The organism is Demequina lignilytica, assembly GCF_030418305.1.
Classification (GTDB): domain Bacteria; phylum Actinomycetota; class Actinomycetes; order Actinomycetales; family Demequinaceae; genus Demequina; species Demequina lignilytica.
On the sequence record NZ_JAUHPX010000007.1, the window covers coordinates 16132 to 36481 of the forward strand.

The following is a 20350-nucleotide window of genomic DNA, read 5'->3' on the forward strand; positions in this document are numbered from 1 at the left end:
TGGCCTCGTCGGGCTCGCGCGTTAGGTTGTCATCATGAGCGAGAACCGACTGAGCGTGGGCGACACCGCCCCGGACTTCACCGCCCCCACCGACGACGCGACCTTCACGCTCGCAGACCTCCGCGGCACGAAGGTGATCCTGTACTTCTACCCCGCCGCGATGACGCCCGGCTGCACCACGCAGGCGTGCGACTTCCGCGACTCGCTGGACGTCCTGCACGCCTCCGGTTACGAGGTCGTCGGCATCTCGAAGGACTCGCCCGCGAAGCTCGCACAGTTCCGCGAGCAGGAGGGCCTCACCTTCACGCTGGTCTCCGACGAGGACCGCGCGATCCAGGAGGCCTACGGCGCCTGGGGCATGAAGAAGCTGTACGGCAAGGAGGTCGAGGGCTCGATCCGCTCGACCGTCGTGCTCGACGAGGAGGGCAAGGTCGCCGTCGCCCAGTACAACGTCAAGGCCACCGGCCACGTCGCCAAGCTGCGCCGCGACCTCGGTCTCGACTGACGCAGCGGCCGCCCGCGCATCGTCCCGCCGGCCGCCCCGTATCCTGGGTGCCGCGCGCGAGTGGCGGAATTGGCAGACGCGCTGGATTTAGGTTCCAGTGCCCTCGGGCGTGGGGGTTCAAGTCCCCCCTCGCGCACCACCGGAGCGGGTCACCCTGCTCGAATGGCGGATCGGTGTACGCAACCGCGCGGTTGCGTACACCGATCCGCCATGTCGCGTCCAGCAGCACCCTCGCGCACCGAGACGCACCTGGACGGACCGCAGGCCCGGCCCCCTCGCATCGGGGTCCGGGCCTGCGGCGTCCAAGAAGACTAGTGCTGAGCGGCCTCGTGCTCGGCGATCTTCTCGCGGACCTCGTCCATGTCCAGGCCCTCGACGGCGTCGATGAGCTGCTGGAGGGCGGGACCGGGAAGCGCGCCGGCCTGGTTGAAGACCATGATGCCGTCGCGGAACGCCATGAGGGTCGGGATCGCGGTGACGCCGAACTTGGCGCCCAGCTCCTGCTGGTCCTCGGTGTCGACCTTCGCGTGGACGATCTCGGTCTTGGCCTCGGAGGACTGCTCGAAGATCGGCGCGAAGCGCTTGCACGGGCCGCACCACTCGGCCCAGAAGTCGACGAGGACGATGCCGTCCTTGCCGACGGTCTCGTCGAAGGTCTCTGCGGTCAGATCGATCGTTGCCATGTATTCCTCTCCTGCGGTGTATACCCCCGGGGGGTATCTTACCACCGCTCGAGCTGCTGCGCCTGCGTGTTCAGATTGTCATGTCCCGGCGCGGATGGCGGACCATACGCACCGACGCGGTAGAAATGACTCATGACCGAGATGGCCGAGCTTCCCGACGAGCCCACCGGCTGGCTGTCCGACCGTGAGTTGGACCATGTCCGCAGCGAGCTCCCGCTGGTGTACGTCAACGTCGTGCCGGTGCGGATCAATTCCATGGGCGAGGTGACGCAGGTGGGACTCCTGCTGCGCGCGTTCGACGGGTCGATCTCCCGCGCGATCGTGGCGGGCCGCGTGCTCTATCACGAGCGCATCCGCGACGCGATCGTGCGCAACCTCGAGAAGGACCTCGGGCTGGCGGCCATGCCGCAGGTGCCGCTGTCCCCGACACCGTTCGCCGTCGCCGAGTACTTCCCCTCCAAGGGGGTCTCGCCGTTCCACGACTCGCGCCAGCACGCCGTCGCTCTCGCCTACGTGGTGCCGGTCGAGGGGCACTGCGAGCCGCAGCAGGACGCACTCGACCTCACCTGGCTCTCGCCCGAGGAGGCCGCGTCGGACGAGGTCGCGGGCGACATGGCCGGCGGCCAGCACGTGCTGCTGCGCCAGGCGCTGGCGCACTGCGGCGCGCTGCAGTAGGCCCTAGCCGAGCAGCCGGCCCAGCTCCGACCACCACGCGAGGCGCGTCGCCCGCCCGTCGTAGGCGGCGCGTCCCTGGTTGCGTCCGCTCGGGCTGGGCAGCACGAACACCCGTGCGCCCTCGAACGTCCAGCCCTGCTCCCCGAGGCCCGGGCGCGGGCGGCCGAGCCACCGCGCGGCCTGCATGCCCGCCTCCTTCGAGGTGAAGGCGATCCAGGCGGGACGATGCGCGGCCACCTTCGCGGCCAGCGCCGGGACGTCGTAGGGCAGGCCGCGGTCGTGGCTCTGCGCCAGGGTCTTCACCAGGTCGGTGAGGCCGATGCCGTGCGCGAGCACCCGCGAGTCGTCCTCGGGCCCCAGCGGCTCGGGGACGATCCCGGCCTCGTGAAGGAACGGCCAGAAGCGGTTGCCCGGTCCGGCGTAGTAGTGGCCACGCGCGGCCGAGGCCAGCCCGGGCGCGGTGCCGCAGAAGACGGCGCGCAGCCCGGGCGCCAGGAGGTCCGGGAGCACCGGCGCACCCACGTCAGGCCCCGAGGACCTCGGCGACGTGCGGCGCGAGCATCCGGAACGCCCGGCCGCGGTGCGAGATCTCGTTCTTGCGCTCGGGGGTGAGCTCCGCGTTCGAGACGGCCTCGCCGTGCGCGCGGAAGATCGGGTCGTAGCCGAAGCCGCCCTCACCCGCGGGGGCGCGCAGCAGCTCGCCCTCCTGATGCGCCACGCACGTGTGCTCGACGCCGTCGGGGGTCACCAGCACGGCGGCGCACACGAACCGCGCGCCGCGGTGCTCGTCGGGGATGTCCGCCATCTGCGCGAGCAGCAGCTCGAGGTTCTCGCGGTCGGCGCCGTGGCGGCCCGACCACAGCGCCGAGAAGATGCCCGGCGCGCCGCCCATGACGTCGACGGCGATGCCGGAGTCGTCCGCGATCGCCGGCAGCCCCGTCGAGGCTGCGAGCGCGCGCGCCTTGATGAGCGCGTTCTCGGCGAACGTCACGCCGTCCTCCACTGGTGAGGGCGCACCCAGCTCCCGGGCGGACGCCACATCGTCCCTGCTCAGCCCCGGTACGAGGGGCGCGAGGATGCCCCAGATCTCTCCCACCTTGTGGGAGTTGTGGGTCGCGATGGCGAGCCGCGGCATCGTCACCCCTCGAGCGCGAGGCGCTGCAGCTCGGCGAGGCGCGCGTTGCCCGCGGTCGCGAGGTCGAGGAGCGCGTCGAGCTCCGCCTTCGAGAAGGGGGTCTTCTCGGCGGTGCCCTGCACCTCGACGAAGCCGCCGTCGCCCGTCATCACCACGTTCATGTCGGTCTCGGCGCGCACGTCCTCGACGTAGGGCAGGTCCAGCATCGGGGTGCCGTCGATGATGCCCACGGAGATCGCGGAGACCGAGCCGGTGAGCGGTCGCGCGCCGGGCTTGATCGCACCCTTGGCCTTGCCCCACTCGATCGCGTCGGCGAGGGCGACGTAGGCGCCGGTGATCGCGGCGGTGCGGGTGCCGCCGTCGGCGTCGAGCACGTCGCAGTCGAGGACGATCGTGTTCTCGCCGAGCGCCTTGACGTCGACCACGGCGCGCAGGGAGCGGCCGATGAGCCTGCTGATCTCCATGGTGCGGCCGCCGATCTTGCCGCGCACGGACTCGCGGTCGTTGCGGGTGTTGGTCGCGCGCGGCAGCATCGCGTACTCGGCGGTGACCCAGCCCGCGCCGGAGCCCTTCTTCCAGCGCGGCACGCCCTCGGTGAAGGACGCGGAGCACAGCACGCGGGTCCCGCCGAACGTCACCAGGCAGGACCCCTCGGCGGAGCGCTGGAAGCCGCGCTCGAAGAGCACGGGGCGGAGCTGGTCGGGAAGGCGGCCGTCGGCACGGGTAGCAGTCATGGGCACGAGCCTAACGGCGCCCCTTCCCCTGCTCCTCCGGACAGTACGCACGGATCTCGAGACGACACTCCGGCGAACGGCCCCGCACGATGCCCGACACGCCGCACACCCGGGACCAGCTCCGTGCGGAGTGTCCGGTGAGCGGGGGCGGGCGGCGTGGGTCGGGGACCGGGGAGGTGCGCCCGGCGTCAGATGACGTAGACCTCGCCCGGCGTCGCGAGCGCCGCCGGGGCGCCGTAGGCCGCGGTCGCGAGCTCGAGCGCGCCGGTCGGGTCGACCCAGGAGGCGACGTGGGTCAGCACCAGCTCGCCCACCGCGGCGTCGCGCGCGAGCGTGCCGGCCTGCGTGCCGTTCATGTGGATGCCCTCGGGGTTGACGCGCTGGTGCGCCCAGCCGGCCTCGGCCAGCAGCAGGTCGGCGTCGCGCGCGAGCTCGAGCACGGGCTCGCAGACGTCCGTGTCGCCCGTGAACACCAGCGAGCCCGTCTCCGTCACCACCGACGGACCCGTCACCCGCACGGCGACCGCCGGGATCGGGTGCCATGCGTCGGCGAAGTCCAGCACGAACGGGCCGACCTCCACGCGGTCGCCCCCGGCGACGGGCGTGTAGGAGAAGGGGTCGAGGTCGTGGTCGTCATGGGAGCCCGCGATCTGGACGATGCGCTGGTCCAGCCCGGGCGGGCCGTACAGCGGGATCGGGGCGAGGGCGCCGTCCTTGCGCGGGCCGTACCGGCGCAGCACCGACAGCGCCGCCAGGTCCGCGCAGTGGTCCGGGTGGCCGTGCGAGACGACGACGGCGTCCACGGTGGCCGGGTCGCAGAACCGCTGCAGGGGTCCGATCGCACCCGATCCCAGGTCGAGGACGACCCGCCAGGTACGTCCCTCGACCTCGGTCTCGACCAGGTAGCACGAGGCGGCGGAGTCGGGGCCGGCCGTCGAGCCGGCGCAGCCGACCACCGTGAGCCTCATGACAGCGCCTCCACCACGGGAAGCGACTCGACCTCGGTGACCACCGGGCCGAGGAAGCGCTGGGCGAGCGCCTCGAAGCGGTCGCGAGGCCCGGTCGCGTAGAAGCGGTGGCGCGGCGGCACCTCCCCCGAGGCCTCGAGCCCGTTCTTCGCGAGCGCCCGGTACACGTCGCGTGCGGTCTCCGTCGCGGAGTCCACCAGGGTCACCTCCTCGCCCATCACGTAGCCGATCGCGCCGGCGAGCAGCGGGTAGTGCGTGCAGCCGAGGATCACGGTGTCGACCTCCGCCTCCCGCAGCGGGGCGAGGTAGTCGCGCGCGACGTCCACCACGCGGGGCCCCGACGTGACGCCGGACTCGACGAGCTCGACGAACCGCGGGCAGGCCTGGCTCACGACCTCGATCTCCGGGGCGGCGGCCAGCGCGTCGCTGTACGCGCCCGAGGTCACCGTGGCGACGGTGCCGATCACGCCCACGCGACGGTTGCGCGACAGCGCCGCCGCGCGCCTGGCGGCCGGGACGATCACCTCGACCACCGGCACGCCCCGCTCCTGGGAGAAGCGCTCGCGCGCGTCGCGAAGCACCGCCGCGGACGCGGTGTTGCAGGCGATGACCAGCATCTTCACGCCGTCCTCGACCAGCGCGTCCATGATGTGGAGCGCGTGACGGCGGACCTCGGCGATCGGCAGCGGCCCGTAGGGGCCGTGCTCGGTGTCGCCCACGTAGTGCACGGACTCTCCCGGCATCGTGTCCATGATGGCGCGTGCGACGGTGAGGCCGCCCACGCCCGAGTCGAACACGCCGATGGGCGCGTCATTCATCGGATCCTCCGATCCTGAGGGAGACGAGCGACTCCTGCAGCCAGGTGAGCGCGTCGTAGAGCATGCCGAGCCACAACCGCTCGGGGTCGAGGCCGAGGTCCTCGGGATCCGCGGTCCGCAGGCCCGCGGACGCCTCGGCGATGTCGCGGTGCAGCGCCTCCGCGTCCTCGTCGGACTCGATGCCGAGGCGCGACGCGACCACGAGCCGGACGTCGGTGAGCGCGGCGGCTGTCGCCATCACCTCGTCGCTCGGGACCGCCCACTCGTCGCCGGGCGCGCTGAGCTGCTCCCAGACCCGCCGCAGGCGGTCGATCTTGCCGTCGCGGATGTCCTGGTGCGTGAGGCGGCGGAACTCGTCGGCGACCTCGCGGTCGTCGGGCGCGGCGTTGGGCAGCAGCCTCAGCAGCGCCGGGTCGTCCGGCTCGACCGCCGCATCGTCCAACCGCTCGAGGAAGCGCATGACGGAGGCGAGGTCGTCCCGCTCGGGGGTGCGCGCCTCCCCGTGGCCGAAGCTCTCGGCACCCAGCAGCAGGCCTACGTCGGCGACGATCCGCGCGATCACCAGGCGCTCGTCCTCGTCGAGACCCGCGACCGCCTCGTGGTCGCGCACGACGAAGGCCCTCACTCGCCGCTCCTCTGGAGGGTCGCCCACAGGCCGTACGAGTGCATCGCCTGCACGTCGACCTCCATCTGCTCGCGGCTGCCCGTGCTGAGCACGCTGCGGCCCTGCTCGTGCACCTCGCGCATGCGGGCCTCCGCCTCGGAGCGGGGCAGCGCGAAGTACTCCTGGAACACGCGCGTGACGTAGCTCATGAGGTTCACCGGGTCGTTCCAGACGATCGTGACCCACGAGTCGGCGAGGCGCGTGCCGGACTGGCTGGCGACCTCGGTCTGCTCCTGCGTTCCCACGGGCTCAGCCTACGGCCGGGACCGCGCGCAGCCCGTTATTCGCCGCCGTCGTCCGACCCGAACGCGGCCTCCATGATCTCCTTGCACGCCGGGCACACCGGGAAGCGGTTCGGATCGCGGCCGGGCACCCACACCTTGCCGCACAGCGCGATCACGGGCTCGCCCGACAGCGCCGACTCGAGGATCTTGTCCTTCTTGACGTAGTGCGCGAACCGCTCGGCGTCACCGGGCTCGACCAGCTCGCGGGTCTCGGTGCGCTCGATGGTCGCGGTGCCGCCCTGGGGCGAGGTCTGGGGCTCGAGGGTCTCGCTCATGGCGCCCATGGTACGCGCGGCCCGCCCGATCGCGCGGGCGGCGTCAGGCGACGGCGGCGAGCAGGCGGCCCGCCCGCTTGTCGTACAGGACGCCCGCGAGCGTGACGCCGCCCAGGTAGGCGGCCCCTCCCACGGCCAGTCCGGCGACCGCCGCGCCCCAGCCCCAGCGGGGGTCGACCACGAGGCCCAGCACGAACGGCGCGACCACGACCGGCAGCACCACCATCGCGACGGCGGACGAGACCAGCTGGGCCGCGAGCCCCGCGCCGACGGAGCCGACCTCCGCACCGAACGGGTTCTGTCCGGGGGCGGGGGTCCGGTACGGGGTGGCGACGGCGAACACAGCCGCGATCCCGAGGCTCACACCGAGCACGCCGACGGTGGTGCCGAGCAGGCTGCCCGCGTCCTCCCAGCGACCGGTCCACGCGACCGTCGCGAGCGCGACCAGCACGGTCACGGGGAGCCCCCAGGCGACCGTCGCGGACATGCGTCCGCGCATGACGGCGGAGCCGAGCCGACCCGACACCACGTCGAGCCACAGCCCGGTCGAGTCGAACGCGACGTCGTTGTGGCGGCCCCAGCCCACCGATGCGGCGAGCATGAGCGGGACGGCGTACGCCCAGCGGCCGTCGAGGTCGAAGACCGGCACGACCAGGATGAAGAACGATGCGGGCAGCAGCAGGACGCCCGCGAGCGACGCGAGGTAGCGGGGGTCGGACAGCCACGCGCGGCGCAGCCGGGCGTGGACGGCGGCGGCGGGGGCGTCGGTGGGGGCCGCGAGCGTCGGCGGCGCGTCGAGGACGCGGTCCTGTCGGCGGCGCGCACCCGAGCCGCGCGACAGCGGCCGCACCAGCGCCCTGGCGATGTTCGCATGCCACGCGCCGATCAGCAGCAGCGCCCAGCCGGCCTGCAGGCCGAGCCGCCACGCCGCACCCCACCAGTCGCCGTACGCGGCGGACCGCCCGACGGCGGCCCCCGCCCCGAGCGGGGTGAGCGCGAGCTGTGCGAGCAGGGTGTCGAGATCCGTCTCGACCAGGCCGCTGAGGCCCTCGATGAACAGCGACCGGGCGATCACGGCGCCGATGGCGAGGCCCACGAGCATGGTGGCGGCCGTGACGAGCTTGGCGCGCCGCGATGCCAGGAGGCGGGTGCCCCACAGCGCGGTCACGCGGGCGCCCACGATCATGCACAGGAGCGTCGCCGCGAGGCCCGCGTAGGCGACCGCCTGCACCGCCCAGCCCTCGTCCGCCCACACGGAGCCGATCACCGCGAAGGCGAGCGCGAAGAACACCGCGGGCAGGGTGAGGAGCGCCGCGACGAGCAGGCCCGGCAGGATCGCGCGGGCCGGCACGCCGACGATCCTGAAGCGGGCGGGGTCGAGCGTGTCGTCGAGGCTCGCGACCACCAGGGGCACCACCACCCAGCCGAGCCCGGCGAGCGCGGCGATCGCCACCAGCCCGTCGCCCCGGATCTGGGCGTCCTGGGTCGCGAGCGCGGCGCGGATCCAGACCAGCGACGGCAGCATCATGACCACCCAGAGCACGCCGAAGCCCGTGAGCAGGGCGCGCCACCACTCGCGCCGCAGCAGGTGGGCCGCGGTGCGGAAGCGGATGCCTAGGACCGCTGCAACCATGTGAGGTCCCGCTGGTCCTGCACGTCGCCCACGAGCTCGACGAACCGGCGCTCGAGGTCGGATCCGCCGCTGACGTGGGCGAGGGGCCCCGACGCGAGGATGCGGCCGTCGCCGACGATCGCGACGTGGTCGCACAGCCGCTCGACCAGTGCCATCACGTGGGAGGACATGATCACCGTCCCGCCGCCGGCGACGAAGGCCGCGAGGATCCGGCGGATCGCGCCGGCGGACACCGGGTCGACCGCCTCGAACGGCTCGTCGAGCACCAGCACGCGCGGCGCGTGCACCAGCGCGCAGGCCAGCCCGATCTTCTTGGTCATGCCCGCCGAGTAGTCCATCACCAGGGTGCTGCCCGCCTCCGCGAGGTCGAGCGCCGCGAGGAGGTCGTCGCGACGGGCGCGCACGGTCTCGCGGTCGAGCCCGCGCAGCCGGGCGGCGTACGAGATGAGCTCGGCGCCGGTGAGCCGGTCGAAGGTGTGGAGCCCGTCGGGCAGCACCCCGAGCAGCGGCTTGGCCTGCGCCGGATGCCCCCACAGGTCCACGCCGAGCACGGACACCGTCCCGTGGTCGGGCTCGAGCAGGCCCGTCGCCATCGACAGCATGGTGGTCTTGCCGGCGCCGTTGGGTCCGACGACGCCGTAGAACGAGCCCGCCGGGATGTCGAGATCGACGCCCGCGACCGCGGTGGTCTCGCCGAATCGCTTGACGAGCGCACGGATGGACAGGGCGGGGACGGTCACGCCGTCAGGCTACCGCCGCATCGTCGCCGCGCGGCATCCGTCACCCACTTACTTGTATCTACAACCAATGTGGGATACGGTGGCCTCCATGACCGCATCCCCGCACCTCTCCGACCGCATCGCGGCGGGTACCCGGATGGGCCCCGTCGAGCTCCACGTCCGCGACCTCGATGCGATGCTCGCGTACTACCGCGACGTGCTCGCGCTGGACCACCTCGCGAGCCACGGCGACACGCACGTGCTGGGCCGCCACGGCGTCGCGACCGTCACGCTGACGCGCTCCCCCGACCTGCCCGTGTTCGACCGCTCCGGGGCGGGCCTGTTCCACACCGCGGTGCTCTTCGACACCGCGCCGGGGCTCGCCGCCGGCGTCGCCCGCGTCGCGCAGTCCGGGCTCGGGCGCTACACCGGAAGCGCGGACCACCTGGTGTCGGAGGCCTTCTACTTCGACGACCCCGAGGGCAACGGCGTCGAGCTCTACCTCGACCGGCCGCGCGAAGCGTGGAAGCGCGACGCGGCCGGGCGCCCCCTCATGGACACGCTCTACCTCGACCCGAACGCGTTCCTCACGGCGCACCTGGGCGAGGACGAGCTCGCCGCTCCGACCGCGGTGGCCAAGGTGGGCCACGTCCACCTGCAGGTGGGCGACATCCCGTCGGCCAAGGACTTCTACGTGGGCGTGCTCGGTTTCGACGAGGTGCTCGACATGGGCTCCGCGCTGTTCGTCTCCGCCGGCGGCTACCACCACCACATCGGGCTCAACACGTGGAACTCGCGCGGCGCGGGACCGCGAGCCGCGTCGCTGGGCCTCGGCACCATGGACGTGGTGCTCCCGGCGGAGGATGACCTGGCCGCGCTGCGGGATCGCGTCGCGCACCGCGGCGGCACGGTCGACGACGACGGACGCACGGTGCGGATCCGCGACCCGTGGGGGTCCGAGCTGCGGTTCACCGTCGACGGCCGCGGCTGAGCCACGCCCTCCGGGCGGGACGATGCGCGGGCTCAGCCCTTGCTGAGGGCGTCCGTCTCGTCGGTCGACTCCCCGCGCGCCGGGGCGATGTAGGACGCCTCGAGCGAGTCCTCGCGGCGCGCCTTGCCCGCGACGAACGCGTACGCGACGCCGATCACCAGGCCACCGCCGACCAGGTTGCCCAGGCCGACGAAGACCATGTTCGTGCCGAAGTCGAGCCACGTGACGTCCACGGCCCCGCCCAGGAGGCCGAGCGCGAAGGTGGTCATGTTGGCGACCACGTGCTCGAAGCCGGCCGCGATGAACGCCAGCACGGCCCAGAAGATGATGACGGCCTTGGCGACCTCGTTCGTGAGACGGGCCGCCGCCCAGATCGCGACGCACACGAGCACGTTGCACATGACGCCGCGCCAGAACAGCTCCGAGGGCGTGTGGTCGATCTTGCCCTCGAGGTAGGTGGCGAAGAACTCCCCCGCCGGGCCGTGCGCGAGCACGCCAGTCTGGAGCAGCACCCACGCGAGCGCGAACGCCCCGACCATGTTCGAGAAGACGATCGCGAGCAGCACGCGCGCGCCCTGCCACCACGTGATGGTGCCGCGAAGGGCCCCGATCGGCAGGATCATCATGGCGGAGGTCGCGAGCTCCGAGCCGGCGAAGACCACGATCGTCAGCGCGGCGGCGAACACCGCCCCGGCGACCAGCTTGGCGGCGGGATCGCCCGCGACCGCGAAGGGGCCGGCGGCCGCCCACATCAGCGTGTCGCCGACGCCGATCCACATGCCCGCGAGCATCGCGGACACCAGCAGTCGCAGCGGGGTCCGGGCGAGCGTCACCTTCGCGGCGGCGGCGCGGGCGTGGACGTCGACGGTGTCGGGGAGAGTCAGCACTCCCACACGGTACGAGGCACGATCCGCCCGGGCGCGGGGCGAAGGTCCCCGGGGCGAGAGTCCCGGGATCAGCTCGCGGTCGTCAGCAGCAGCACCGTGTAGCCGATCCACGCGGCGAGCAGCACCGCGCCCTCGACGCGGTTGATGCGCCCGTCGCGATGGCGGTGATAGCCCATCACCACCAGCGCCAGCGTCATGCCCACCAGCACGGGGATGTCGCGGGTGAGCGCGGACGGGTCGTTCACGGACGGCGCGATCAGCCCCGCGAGGCCGACCACCGCGAGCGTGTTGAAGATGTTCGAGCCGATCACGTTGCCGAGCACCAGCTCGGTCGCGCCCTTGCGGGCCGCGACCACGGCGGCGGCGAGCTCGGGCGCGGACGTGCCGATCGCGACCACGGTGAGCCCGATCACCAGGTCCGACCAGCCGAGGCGCTCGGCGATGCCCACGGCGCCCCACACCAGCACGCGGGACGAGGCGACCAGGAGGAGGATGCCGCCCAGGGTCCATCCCCAGGCGGCCCGCCGGCTCATCGCCCTCTCCAGCTCGCGCTCCTCGATCTCGACGGCCAGCTCGTCGGCGGGGACGGTGACCGCCTCCCGCCTGCCCGTCCGGATGGACCACGCCAGCTGCGCGACCAGGACCAGCAGCAGCACCGCCGCGTCGAGGCGCGAGGTCTCGCCGTCGAGCATCGTGCCGACCAGCACCAGGGTGACCAGCAGGAGCACGGGCAGCTCGCGGCGCAGGACGCCGCGATGGACGACGATCGGCACCAGCAGCGCGGTGACGCCCAGGATGAGGCCGATGTTGGCGATGTTCGACCCGAGCGCGTTGCCCAGCGCGATCTCGGGATTGCCGCCCGCGGCGGCGAACGCGGAGACCACCAGCTCCGGGGCGGAGGTGCCGAAGCCGACCACCAGCATGCCCACCAGCAGCGGCGCCATGCCGAGGTGGGAGGCGACGGCGGACGCCCCTGCGACGAACTTGTCCGCGCTCCAGCCGAGCGCGACGAGCCCGAGGAGCGTCACGAGGATCGCCAGGGCCATGAGCCGAGCCTAGCGAGGAGGGCGGATCGGACGATGCGCGGGCACGCGAACGGCCGCCTCACCCGGGTGGGTGGGCGGCCGCTGACGAACCGCAAGGGACGAATGGAGATGACCGTCACGTTCACGGAGTTCTCCCGACTTGGGGCTCTTCCGTTGAGGGTCAGCCAGCGCGAGCCTCAAGCGGCGATGCGTCGTCCGGCAAGCGGCTGCCCCTGGGACTAGATACCGAATGCGCGCACGATTGCCCACCCGTACAACGCGATCAGCGCGACAGCGTGCCAAGAGGCACCAGTCCACTCGCGGGCCACCACGACCGGGCCGTCGACAGGTGAGACGTCAGCGAGGGCCGTGCGGAGCTCGCCTGCGACCTTGTCCACGCGTGTGGCTCGTCCCAGCATCAGCATGAGGTTCGTCGCCTGGATGGCCCAGCACTTGAGCTCCCTGCCGTCGACGAGTTCGATCACCAGGCGCGCCTCGCCCTGGGAACGGACCGCGCGCACGGCTCCCGCAGCGCACCGGTGCGACACGAACACGTTCCGAACGACGAGCTCATCCCCTTCGAGAACAACCCGTGCGCGGAACCCCATCGCCGAACCCCACACGACGAGGAACATGGCCGCGAGCCCGAACACCAGGGCGTCCGACATGTCGCCGTCACCCGCGCTCTCATGCGCACCCACCAGCGCTGCCGCGGTCGCAACGGGGTACAGAAGCAGCGCCACGACCATCCGCAGCTGCCACGATGCACGCCAGATGCGGGGTGGCGGCGTCCGCGCAACCGTCGCGACTCCGCGTCGGGTGCGGGTCCCGCGCGGGGTCATGGGTTGTTCTGCTCGCTGCGCGCCGGCTCATTTCGCCCACCGCGCGCCCGGGGCGTCACCGAAGCGGTCGCCACGCCGGGGTCACGCGCCTCGACAGCGCCCTGGCTCTCGCGCCGCATCTGAGTCCACGACACCAGCACTGCCGCACCCGAGAATCCGAGCTCCGGCCAGAGCAGCGCAGAGTTGAAGTAGACGCCCGCGCCACAGAGACCGCCCGCCGCGACGAGACCGGGGAACGCGGCCGCGAGCAGCTTGTCGATTCGCTTCGTCTGCGCCACCACGCACCCTTCTCGGACGATCCCGCGTACCCGATCGTAGCCACGCGAGCAAAGCACGCTTCGGCTCTGACAAGCGCGTTTCGTTTCGTCCATCACTCGCGCAGGATTGGCGTGCGGCCCACCATGTCAGGTCGGCCAGGCCGGCCGCGATTGACAAGGCACAGTCTTGTCGCGCCTCCACGCTTGGGAGGAACACACCCGGGCACGCGAACGGCCGCCTCACCCTGGTGGGTGGGCGGCCGCTGACGAACCGTACGGGATGAGTGGAGATGCCGGGAATCGAACCCGGGTCCGCATGTCCAAACCGAAGTCTTCTCCGGGCGCAGCCTGAAGAAGGTTTTCTCGGCCCCTCACCCACCATCAGGCAGGTGGTGAGCGGGCTCAGTCATCTAAGAGTCCCGCAGCCCCCGATGACGTGAGGCTGAAGCAAGTTCCCTAGTCGACGCCAGGATCCGGGTCGGGAACACCCCCGGGCTGACGGACTTCATGGCGCTCGCTTAGGCAGCGAGGGCGAAGTCGGTGCGCTTGGAATCGGCACCTATTGGTTTGCAGGGGTCGTTAACGAGATAACCCTGCGTTCTCGGCCCGCTTCCCTTCGGAAGTAAACACACGTCGAAACCGATCATCCCCTGTGCAGTTGTGACTTCATTCTACCGGGAGGTCCGACACCGCCCAAGCCCCCTCCGGGGCCCGCGGCGCCGCAGCGCCCGCCCCCGGCCGAGCATCGTCCCTCCTTCCTGCACGACTCGCCCGCGCCCTCTCGCCAGCGAACCTACGGTCCCGTAGGGTTGCGGTCATCCGCACGACGAGCCCTCGCTCAGCCCCCGACCGGGAGGTCACCCCCACACCCCCCAGGAGAGGCATGCCCACCTCGCAGCCCGCCGCGCCCTCGTTCCCCCTCAACCCCGTCACGCAGTCGTTCGCCCCACTGGCCGCGACCGTGCGCGAGATGGGCCTGCTGCGCCGCAGCTACGGGTTCTACTCCGGATTCGGCGCCGCGCTCGTGCTGGCGCTCGGGGGCGTGATCACGGGGTTCGTCCTGCTGGGCGACTCCTGGCTCCAGCTGCTGATGGCCGCGGCGCTCGGCGTGGTCCTCACACAGGTGGCGTTCCTGGCCCACGAGGCGTCGCACCGCACGGTGCTCGGCTCCGGCCCGGCCAACGACCGGCTGGGGCGTGTGCTCAGCACGGTCATCGTGGGCGTGAGCCACCAGTGGTGGATGACCAAGCACACCCGCCACCACGGCAACCCGAACACGGTGGGCAAGGACCCCGACATCGAGAAGGACACCATCTCCTTCCTCGAGGACGATGCGCGGGAGTCGCGCGTCCTGATCCGCGCCATCACCCGCCGCCAGGGCTGGCTGTTCTTCCCGCTGCTCACGCTCGAGGGGCTCAACCTCCACTACCGCTCGATCGCGTCGCTGATCACGTCCGGCACCCGTCGCCAGCGGTGGATCGAGCTGCCCTCGATCGCGCTGCACTTCGGGCTGTACCTGGTGCCGGTGTTCTGGTTCCTGCCGCTGGGCATGGCCTTCGCGTTCGTCGGCGTCCAGATGGCAGTGTTCGGCGTGTACATGGGCGCGTCGTTCGCGCCCAACCACAAGGGCATGGCGATCATCCCGGCGGGCACCCGTGTCGACTTCCTGTCCAAGCAGGTGCTCACCAGCCGGAACATCCGCGGCGGCTGGGCGATGTCGATCCTCATGGGCGGCCTCAACTACCAGATCGAGCACCACCTGTTCCCGTCGATGGCGCGGCCGCACCTGGCACGCGCCCGGGAGATCGTCCGCGAGCACTGCGCCACCGTCGGCCTGCCGTACACCGAGACGTCGCTGCTCCGCTCCTACGGCATCGTGGTCGCGTACCTCAACCGCGTGGGCCTCGCGGCCCGCGACCCGTTCGACTGCCCGGAGCGGGTCGCGCTCGGGCGCTGACCCCCGGGCTCAGCGCTCGGGCGAGAGCCCGGGGAGCCCGAGCACGATCCGCCAGATCCACCGGCCGGCCTCGTCGGCTCCGGGCCGGTCCTCCTGGGCGAGCCATTCCCCGATCACCCCGAGCACCAGCCCCGTGATCCCCGCCGCGACCACGTCGACGGGCACCTGGCGCGGCATGATCGGCTCCGCCTCCGGCGCGAGGCCGCGGATCGCGTCCCGCGCGTTCGCGCGCAGCCGTGCGAGCACCGCGCCGTAGCCGGGCTCGCTGAACACCCGCGCATAGAGGGCGGCGTGCGCCTCGATGTGCGCGAGGAAGCCCAGGAGCGCCTGCGGCGGGTCGGGCGAGGCGAAGTCGATCTCGCCCAGCTGCGCCCCGGCCTCGTCGGCGATCAGGTCGAGCGCGTCGGCGAGCAGCGTCTCCTTGTCGGAGTAGTGCTGGTAGAAGGTCGACCGGTTGACACCCGCCCGGGCGGCGATGTCGCTCACCGAGATCTCGTCGACGCCGCGCTCGCGGGCGAGCGCGAAGAGCGCCTCCTGCAGGCTGCGGCGGGTTCGGACGATGCGGGCATCCACGGGGAGATTGTGGCATCACTTCCTGGGCCTTGGCCACATGAAAACCAACAGTTGTCGCAGAACTGGGTTTTCTGACCTAGACTGACCGCAGGCCCAGGCCACGCCCGACCGCCCGGTCGAGGCGCCCGCCGGCCAGGCAGCGTCGCCGCCCTCACCTGCTCCGTCCCCACCCTGAGAAAGGCACACCTGTGGCCCACCTCCTCTACCGCATCGGCCGCGCGGCCGCGCTGCGCCCGATCGTGGCGATCGTCGCGTGGCTGCTCGCGCTCGGCGTCGCCGGCGGCTCGTTCGTCGCGTTCGGCGGCACGCTCACCGACAGCTTCTCCATCCCCGGGCTCGAGACCGAGAAGGTCACCGAGCAGCTCACCGAGGAGATCCCGGAGCTCGCCGGCGGGTCCTCGCGCGCGGTCTTCCAGACCGTCGACGGCGAGCCGTTCACCGCCGAGCAGGAGCAGGCCGTCACCGAGGCGCTCGCAGCCGCGGAGACCGTGGACTCGGTGACCGGCGTGGTCGACCCGTTCGCCACCCAGGCCCAGCTCGAGGCGCAGGCGGCGCAGCTCGCGGACGCCCCGCAGCAGATCGCCGACGCCCAGGCCCAGCTCGACGCCGGCCAGGAGCAGCTCGACGCCGGCCAGGCCCAGCTCGACGCCGCGCGTGCCGAGCTCGAGGCGGGCCAGGCGCAGCTCGACGCCGCGATCCAGCAGGCCCAGGACGCCGGCACCTACGAGCTCGCGAAGGAGCAGCTCGATGCGCAGCAGGCGCAGCTCGACGCGGGCCTCGCCCAGCTCGACGAGCAGCAGGCGACCATCGACGCCCAGCAGCAGCAGATCGACGACGGGCTCGCGGAGCTCCAGGCCCAGACCGAGCAGCTCGACCTCGGCGCCCAGCTCGCCGAGGCCGCCTCGGGCATCACCACCGTCTCGGAGGACGGCACCACCGCGCTCGGCATCATCCAGTTCGACGCGAGCGTCTACGAGGTGGTCCAGGAGGACAAGGACGCCGTCATCGAGGCCGTCCGCGAGGCGACCCCGGAGGACGTCACCGTCAACTTCTCCGCCGACATCGCCACCTCCGTCGAGGGTGTGATGGGCGCCGGCGAGATCGTCGGCGTGCTCCTCGCCTTCGTGGTGCTGATGGTGATGATGCGCGCCATCTGGCCCGCGCTGCTGCCGATCGTCACCTCGGTGCTGGGCGTGGGCGTCGGCGTCGCCACCGCGCTCGCCTTCTCCGGCGTGGTCGAGATGTCCTCCGTCAGCCCGATCCTGGGCGTGATGCTCGCGCTCGCGGTGGGCATCGACTACTCGCTGTTCATCGTCAACCGCCACCGCCAGCAGTACAAGCGCGGCATGGATCTCCACGAGTCGATCGGGCTCGCGAACGGCACCTCGGGCAACGCGGTGGTCTTTGCGGGCTCCACCGTGATCGTCGCGCTGCTCGCGCTGAACATCACCGGGATCCCCTTCCTCGGGATCATGGGCTCGGTCGGCGCGTTCTGCGTGGGCATCGCCGTCCTGATCGCGGTGACGCTCACGCCGGCGGCGCTCGGCCTGATCGGGCACCGCGTGCTCGGCAGGAAGGCGCGCGCGACCATCGGCGCACCCGAGCACGCCGAGGCCCCCGTGAAGCCGATGCGCACCGGCCGCGCGCTGCTCCGGTTCACCGCCGCTGTGGTGGGGCTCGCCGTGATCGCCATCCCCGCGATGTCGATGCGCCTGGGTCTGCCGGACGGCACGCAGGAGCCCCAGGACTCGACCCAGTACATCGCGTACAAGACCGTCGACCAGAAGTTCGGCGAGGGCCTCAACGGCACGCTCCTGGTGACCGCCGACCTCCCCGAGGCGGTCGCGGACGAGGACCTGCTCGCGGCCCAGGTCGCCGTGGTGAACGCGCTCATGGCCGACGAGGACGTGGCCGCGGTCGCGCCCGCCGGATCGTCCGCGGACAACAGCTTCCTCGCGTTCCAGGTGATCCCGCAGGAGGGACCGTCGAGCGAGACCACCGTCCAGCTGGTCTCGGACCTGCGTGAGCTGTCACCGCTCGACGACGGCACCGTGATCGGCGTCGCCGGCGAGGCGTCGGGCAACATCGACGTCTCCGAGAAGCTCGACGCGGCGCTGCCGGTCTACCTCGCGATCGTGGTCGGGCTGTCGATCATCATCCTGATCGTGGTGTTCCGCTCGCTGATCGTGCCGCTCATCGCGACGCTCGGGTTCGTGCTGTCGCTGTTCGCCGCGTTCGGCATGGTCACCGCGGTGTTCCAGTGGGGCTGGCTGGGCTCGCTGTTCGGCGTGCACGACCCGGGTCCGATCCTGAGCTTCCTCCCCATCCTGCTCACGGGCATCCTGTTCGGCCTCGCCATGGACTACCAGCTGTTCCTCACCACCGGCATGCGCGAGGCGTACGTTCACGGCCTCGACGCGCGCCGCTCGGTGGTGGCGGGCCTGCGCCACGGCCGCGCGGTGGTGACGGCCGCCGCGATCATCATGGTGTCGGTGTTCGGCGGCTTCATCTTCTCCCACATCGCGATGATCCGGCCCATGGGCTTCGGCCTCGCGATGGGTGTGCTGTTCGACGCCTTCGTGGTCCGCATGGTGATCGTGCCGTCGCTCATGCACCTCGTCGGCGAGAAGGCGTGGTGGCTCCCGGCCTGGCTCGACCGCATCCTGCCGAACGTGGACGTCGAAGGCTCCGCGCTCGAGCGCGAGCACCCGGTGCCGCACGCCGAGGAGGAGTCGGAGGCCGCGACCGCCTGACGGCCCGGCTCAGCACGCGAGACGGCCCGCACCCCTGCCCGGGGAGCGGGCCGTCTCGCATCTGCGGTGAGCGGGCGCGGGGCGTGATCACCAGCCTCCGCCGCCGCCACCGCCGCCGCCACCACCGGAGAAGCCTCCGCCGCCGCTGAAGCCCGAGCCCCCGCTCGAGCCCGGGGTCGGCGCGCTCATGGCGGCGTCGGCGAGCGTCGCGAACTCGTTCATCCGGGTGCCGAAGCCCGCGGCGTGGGCCCAGAAGAACCCGTAGGCCGCGCCTCGGTACCAGGTCGGCTCGGCCAGCCGCACGCCCTGAGCGGCGAGCGCCTCGAACTTCTTGGACCACTGCTCGGCGACGCCGAACGCGATCGCGAACGGCAGATAGCGCCCGAAGACGTCGTGACCCTCCTCGAACCGCAGCTGGTTCGCCTCGGCCGTCTTCAGGTACAGCTCGAAGCCGCGCGTCTCGGCCAGCACGCGGGTCCCCTCGGCGGTCCGTGCGGGCGCCGCCATGGTGGTCGCGAGCATCATGATGCCGAGCACCACCAGCGGCACGCCCAGCAGCGCGAGCGTGGTGGTCGCGGCGAGCAGGATGGTCAGCAGCACTCCGCCGACGAGCAGCGCGACGCCGATGCCCGCCCACTGGTTCCTCGCGTGCGAGGGGTTCCGGTTGAACCAGCCCTGCGCGGTGACGTTGCGGTACAGCTGCGCCTGGACCTTCGCCATGTCGGCATGGAACGTGGTCTTCAGCTCCGACAGCGTCACCCGCTGCCGGCCCTCGAAGACCGCGTCGATCAGCATCTGCTCGTACGGGAAGAGACCGGCGTCGGCGTCGCGCAGGCGCACCAGCGCGTAGTCACGGTCCCCGCGTCCGTCCGCCGGCGCGACCTCCTCGATGACCAGGTAGCCACGCACGGCGAGGTCGACCACCGTCGCGGTCACGTCCCGCGGGTCCGCCTTCTCGTCGATCAGGGTGCCCAGCTGCCCGGGCCTGAGGCCCGGCGGCGGCTGGAAGGCGACCGCCACGGCCGCCCGCTTGTCGCGCCGCTCGGTCGGCGCCTCCGCCCCGAGCGCGGGCGAGGTCCCGGGCACGATCCCCGCGTACTGCTGGTCCGCTCCCACGTGGAGGAGCCTCCGCGCCAGCACCCAGAGCCCGCCGATGAGGATCGCCGCCGCGCCTCCCACGGTCCACGGGGTGAGCCGGAAGGCGTGCGCCAGGTCGTTGCTCTCGATCAGCGCCGGCTCGGTGGAGAACGTCCCGGTCGGGTACAGCACATCCACGGTGAAGGGCTGGCCCGGGTCCAGGGCGTCCTGCGTGAAGGTGGCGCGACCCCCGCTCCCGGCGGCCGACGTGCACGGGTCGGCGACGCCGGGGCGCCCCGCCCAGCACTGCTGCGCCTGCACGTCGGCGGCCCCGTTGACGGTGACGGTGATGTCGCGGATCGGGGTGGTCCAGCCGTCGCCGATCACGTTCCAGTACAGCTCGTCGCCGGCGATCCCCGTCGAGGTCTCGTCGGCGGTGGTCTCGTTCATCACGTCGTGCACGGTGTACGTCAGCACATACGTCTGCACGCCCGAGACGTCGTCGATCGACTCGTCGCCCACCCTCACCGACGTGTAGCTCCGCCCCTCGTCGAGGTAGACCCTCGCCGGCGCCCCTGTCGGCGACTCCGCGGCCACGTCCGTGACCGCGTAGAGCCGGTCGAACGTCTCGTCGTACCCCTGCCGCGTCACGAAGGTCCAGTAGGGACCGTGACCCGGGTCGTTCCCGAAGTCGAAGTCGATCTCGACGCGGACCCGCGCCGAACCGTCGGGCTGCAGGTCGTAGGTCGCGTCCCAGCGCTCCACGCTGCGGCCGCCGTCGGGCGCCTCCGCGTGGGCCGCGGCGGGGATGAGCACGGCGGCGAGGGCGGCCAGGAGCGCCAGGGCGGCTCTTCTCATGGCCCCCATCATGCCGGACAGGAGGGACGATGCGGTG

Annotated in this window: 22 protein-coding genes, 1 tRNA gene and 1 other RNA gene; 6 read left to right on the forward strand and 18 right to left on the reverse strand. The window is 72.1% G+C overall.

Annotation, left to right across the window (positions count from 1 at the left end):
• The first annotated feature begins 34 nt into the window (after positions 1–34).
• Together bcp and QQX10_RS11340 are read left to right on the forward strand one after the other, a co-directional pair.
• Complete coding sequence (bcp, locus tag QQX10_RS11335; RefSeq protein ID WP_301122119.1) at positions 35–505, forward strand: thioredoxin-dependent thiol peroxidase; 471 nt, start codon at positions 35–37, stop codon at positions 503–505.
• Positions 506–559: 54 nt separating this feature from the next.
• Positions 560–644 (forward strand) — tRNA-Leu (locus QQX10_RS11340).
• Between the two features lie 172 nt (positions 645–816).
• Here QQX10_RS11340 and trxA read toward each other — a convergent pair.
• Positions 817–1188 (reverse strand): thioredoxin, encoded by a 372-nt coding sequence (gene trxA / locus QQX10_RS11345; protein WP_301121246.1) that lies wholly within the window; start codon positions 1186–1188, stop codon positions 817–819.
• Positions 1189–1320: 132 nt separating this feature from the next.
• On the opposite strand from trxA, the gene QQX10_RS11350 reads away from it, so the two are divergent.
• The gene (locus QQX10_RS11350) at positions 1321–1863 is read left to right on the forward strand and encodes an NUDIX hydrolase family protein (RefSeq protein WP_301121248.1); all 543 of its coding nucleotides are present in this window, start codon (positions 1321–1323) and stop codon (positions 1861–1863) included.
• 3 nt (positions 1864–1866) lie between these two features.
• On the opposite strand, the gene QQX10_RS11355 is transcribed toward QQX10_RS11350, so the two are convergent.
• The 10 genes from QQX10_RS11355 to QQX10_RS11400 form a co-directional block, all read right to left on the reverse strand.
• Positions 1867–2373, reverse strand: a complete 507-nt coding sequence (locus tag QQX10_RS11355; RefSeq protein WP_301121250.1) for a mismatch-specific DNA-glycosylase — start codon at positions 2371–2373, stop codon at positions 1867–1869.
• A gap of 13 nt (positions 2374–2386) precedes the next feature.
• Complete coding sequence (gene rdgB / locus QQX10_RS11360) at positions 2387–2998, reverse strand: RdgB/HAM1 family non-canonical purine NTP pyrophosphatase (protein ID WP_301121252.1); 612 nt, start codon at positions 2996–2998, stop codon at positions 2387–2389.
• 2 nt (positions 2999–3000) lie between these two features.
• Entirely contained in the window at positions 3001–3732 is a 732-nt protein-coding gene (gene rph, locus QQX10_RS11365) for a ribonuclease PH (RefSeq protein WP_301121254.1), read from the reverse strand.
• 188 nt (positions 3733–3920) lie between these two features.
• Positions 3921–4700 carry an MBL fold metallo-hydrolase gene (locus QQX10_RS11370; protein WP_301121256.1) on the reverse strand — a complete coding sequence of 260 codons (780 nt, stop codon included), beginning with the start codon at positions 4698–4700 and terminating at the stop codon, positions 3921–3923.
• Positions 4697–5518, reverse strand: a complete 822-nt coding sequence (murI, locus tag QQX10_RS11375; protein WP_301121258.1) for a glutamate racemase — start codon at positions 5516–5518, stop codon at positions 4697–4699. Before murI ends, QQX10_RS11370 begins: the two co-directional genes overlap by 4 nt.
• Complete coding sequence (locus QQX10_RS11380) at positions 5511–6143, reverse strand: DUF2017 family protein (protein ID WP_301121261.1); 633 nt, start codon at positions 6141–6143, stop codon at positions 5511–5513. The genes murI and QQX10_RS11380 overlap by 8 nt, the downstream gene beginning before the upstream one ends.
• Positions 6140–6427, reverse strand: coding sequence for an ATP-dependent Clp protease adapter ClpS (clpS, locus tag QQX10_RS11385; protein ID WP_301121263.1), 288 nt, complete (start codon positions 6425–6427; stop codon positions 6140–6142). Before clpS ends, QQX10_RS11380 begins: the two co-directional genes overlap by 4 nt.
• 35 nt (positions 6428–6462) lie before the next feature.
• Positions 6463–6741 (reverse strand): DUF3039 domain-containing protein, encoded by a 279-nt coding sequence (locus QQX10_RS11390; RefSeq protein WP_301121265.1) that lies wholly within the window; start codon positions 6739–6741, stop codon positions 6463–6465.
• Between the two features lie 43 nt (positions 6742–6784).
• On the reverse strand, positions 6785–8374 hold the full coding sequence (locus QQX10_RS11395; protein ID WP_301121267.1) for a hypothetical protein: 1590 nt from the start codon (positions 8372–8374) through the stop codon (positions 6785–6787).
• Positions 8356–9114, reverse strand: coding sequence for an ABC transporter ATP-binding protein (locus QQX10_RS11400; RefSeq protein ID WP_301121269.1), 759 nt, complete (start codon positions 9112–9114; stop codon positions 8356–8358). Before QQX10_RS11400 ends, QQX10_RS11395 begins: the two co-directional genes overlap by 19 nt.
• An 88-nt stretch (positions 9115–9202) precedes the next feature.
• On the opposite strand from QQX10_RS11400, the gene QQX10_RS11405 reads away from it, so the two are divergent.
• The gene (locus tag QQX10_RS11405) at positions 9203–10084 is read left to right on the forward strand and encodes a VOC family protein (RefSeq protein ID WP_301121271.1); all 882 of its coding nucleotides are present in this window, start codon (positions 9203–9205) and stop codon (positions 10082–10084) included.
• Between the two features lie 32 nt (positions 10085–10116).
• Here QQX10_RS11405 and QQX10_RS11410 read toward each other — a convergent pair whose 3' ends face one another.
• The 5 genes from QQX10_RS11410 to ssrA form a co-directional block, all read right to left on the reverse strand.
• On the reverse strand, positions 10117–10971 hold the full coding sequence (locus QQX10_RS11410; RefSeq protein WP_301121273.1) for a formate/nitrite transporter family protein: 855 nt from the start codon (positions 10969–10971) through the stop codon (positions 10117–10119).
• Between the two features lie 68 nt (positions 10972–11039).
• Complete coding sequence (locus QQX10_RS11415; protein ID WP_301121275.1) at positions 11040–12017, reverse strand: calcium/sodium antiporter; 978 nt, start codon at positions 12015–12017, stop codon at positions 11040–11042.
• Positions 12018–12235: 218 nt separating this feature from the next.
• Positions 12236–12739 carry a PH domain-containing protein gene (locus tag QQX10_RS11420; RefSeq protein ID WP_301121277.1) on the reverse strand — a complete coding sequence of 168 codons (504 nt, stop codon included), beginning with the start codon at positions 12737–12739 and terminating at the stop codon, positions 12236–12238.
• Between the two features lie 95 nt (positions 12740–12834).
• A complete protein-coding gene (locus tag QQX10_RS11425; protein WP_301121279.1) occupies positions 12835–13116 on the reverse strand; it encodes a hypothetical protein in 282 nt (93 codons plus the stop codon).
• A 261-nt stretch (positions 13117–13377) separates the two neighbouring features.
• Positions 13378–13746: a transfer-messenger RNA gene (gene ssrA, locus QQX10_RS11430) on the reverse strand.
• 232 nt (positions 13747–13978) lie between these two features.
• Between ssrA and QQX10_RS11435 the strand changes: the two genes are divergently transcribed.
• Positions 13979–15052, forward strand: a complete 1074-nt coding sequence (locus QQX10_RS11435) for a fatty acid desaturase family protein (protein ID WP_301121281.1) — start codon at positions 13979–13981, stop codon at positions 15050–15052.
• A 9-nt stretch (positions 15053–15061) separates the two neighbouring features.
• Here QQX10_RS11435 and QQX10_RS11440 read toward each other — a convergent pair whose 3' ends face one another.
• Positions 15062–15625, reverse strand: coding sequence for a TetR/AcrR family transcriptional regulator (locus QQX10_RS11440; protein WP_301121283.1), 564 nt, complete (start codon positions 15623–15625; stop codon positions 15062–15064).
• A 188-nt stretch (positions 15626–15813) separates the two neighbouring features.
• Here QQX10_RS11440 and QQX10_RS11445 point away from each other — a divergent pair, with 188 nt between their 5' ends.
• Positions 15814–18378, forward strand: coding sequence for an MMPL family transporter (locus QQX10_RS11445; RefSeq protein WP_301121285.1), 2565 nt, complete (start codon positions 15814–15816; stop codon positions 18376–18378).
• An 87-nt stretch (positions 18379–18465) separates the two neighbouring features.
• Here the strand turns inward: QQX10_RS11445 and QQX10_RS11450 are convergent, their stop codons facing one another.
• Positions 18466–20313 (reverse strand): DUF2207 domain-containing protein, encoded by a 1848-nt coding sequence (locus QQX10_RS11450; protein ID WP_301121287.1) that lies wholly within the window; start codon positions 20311–20313, stop codon positions 18466–18468.
• Between the last annotated feature and the right edge of the window lie 37 nt (positions 20314–20350).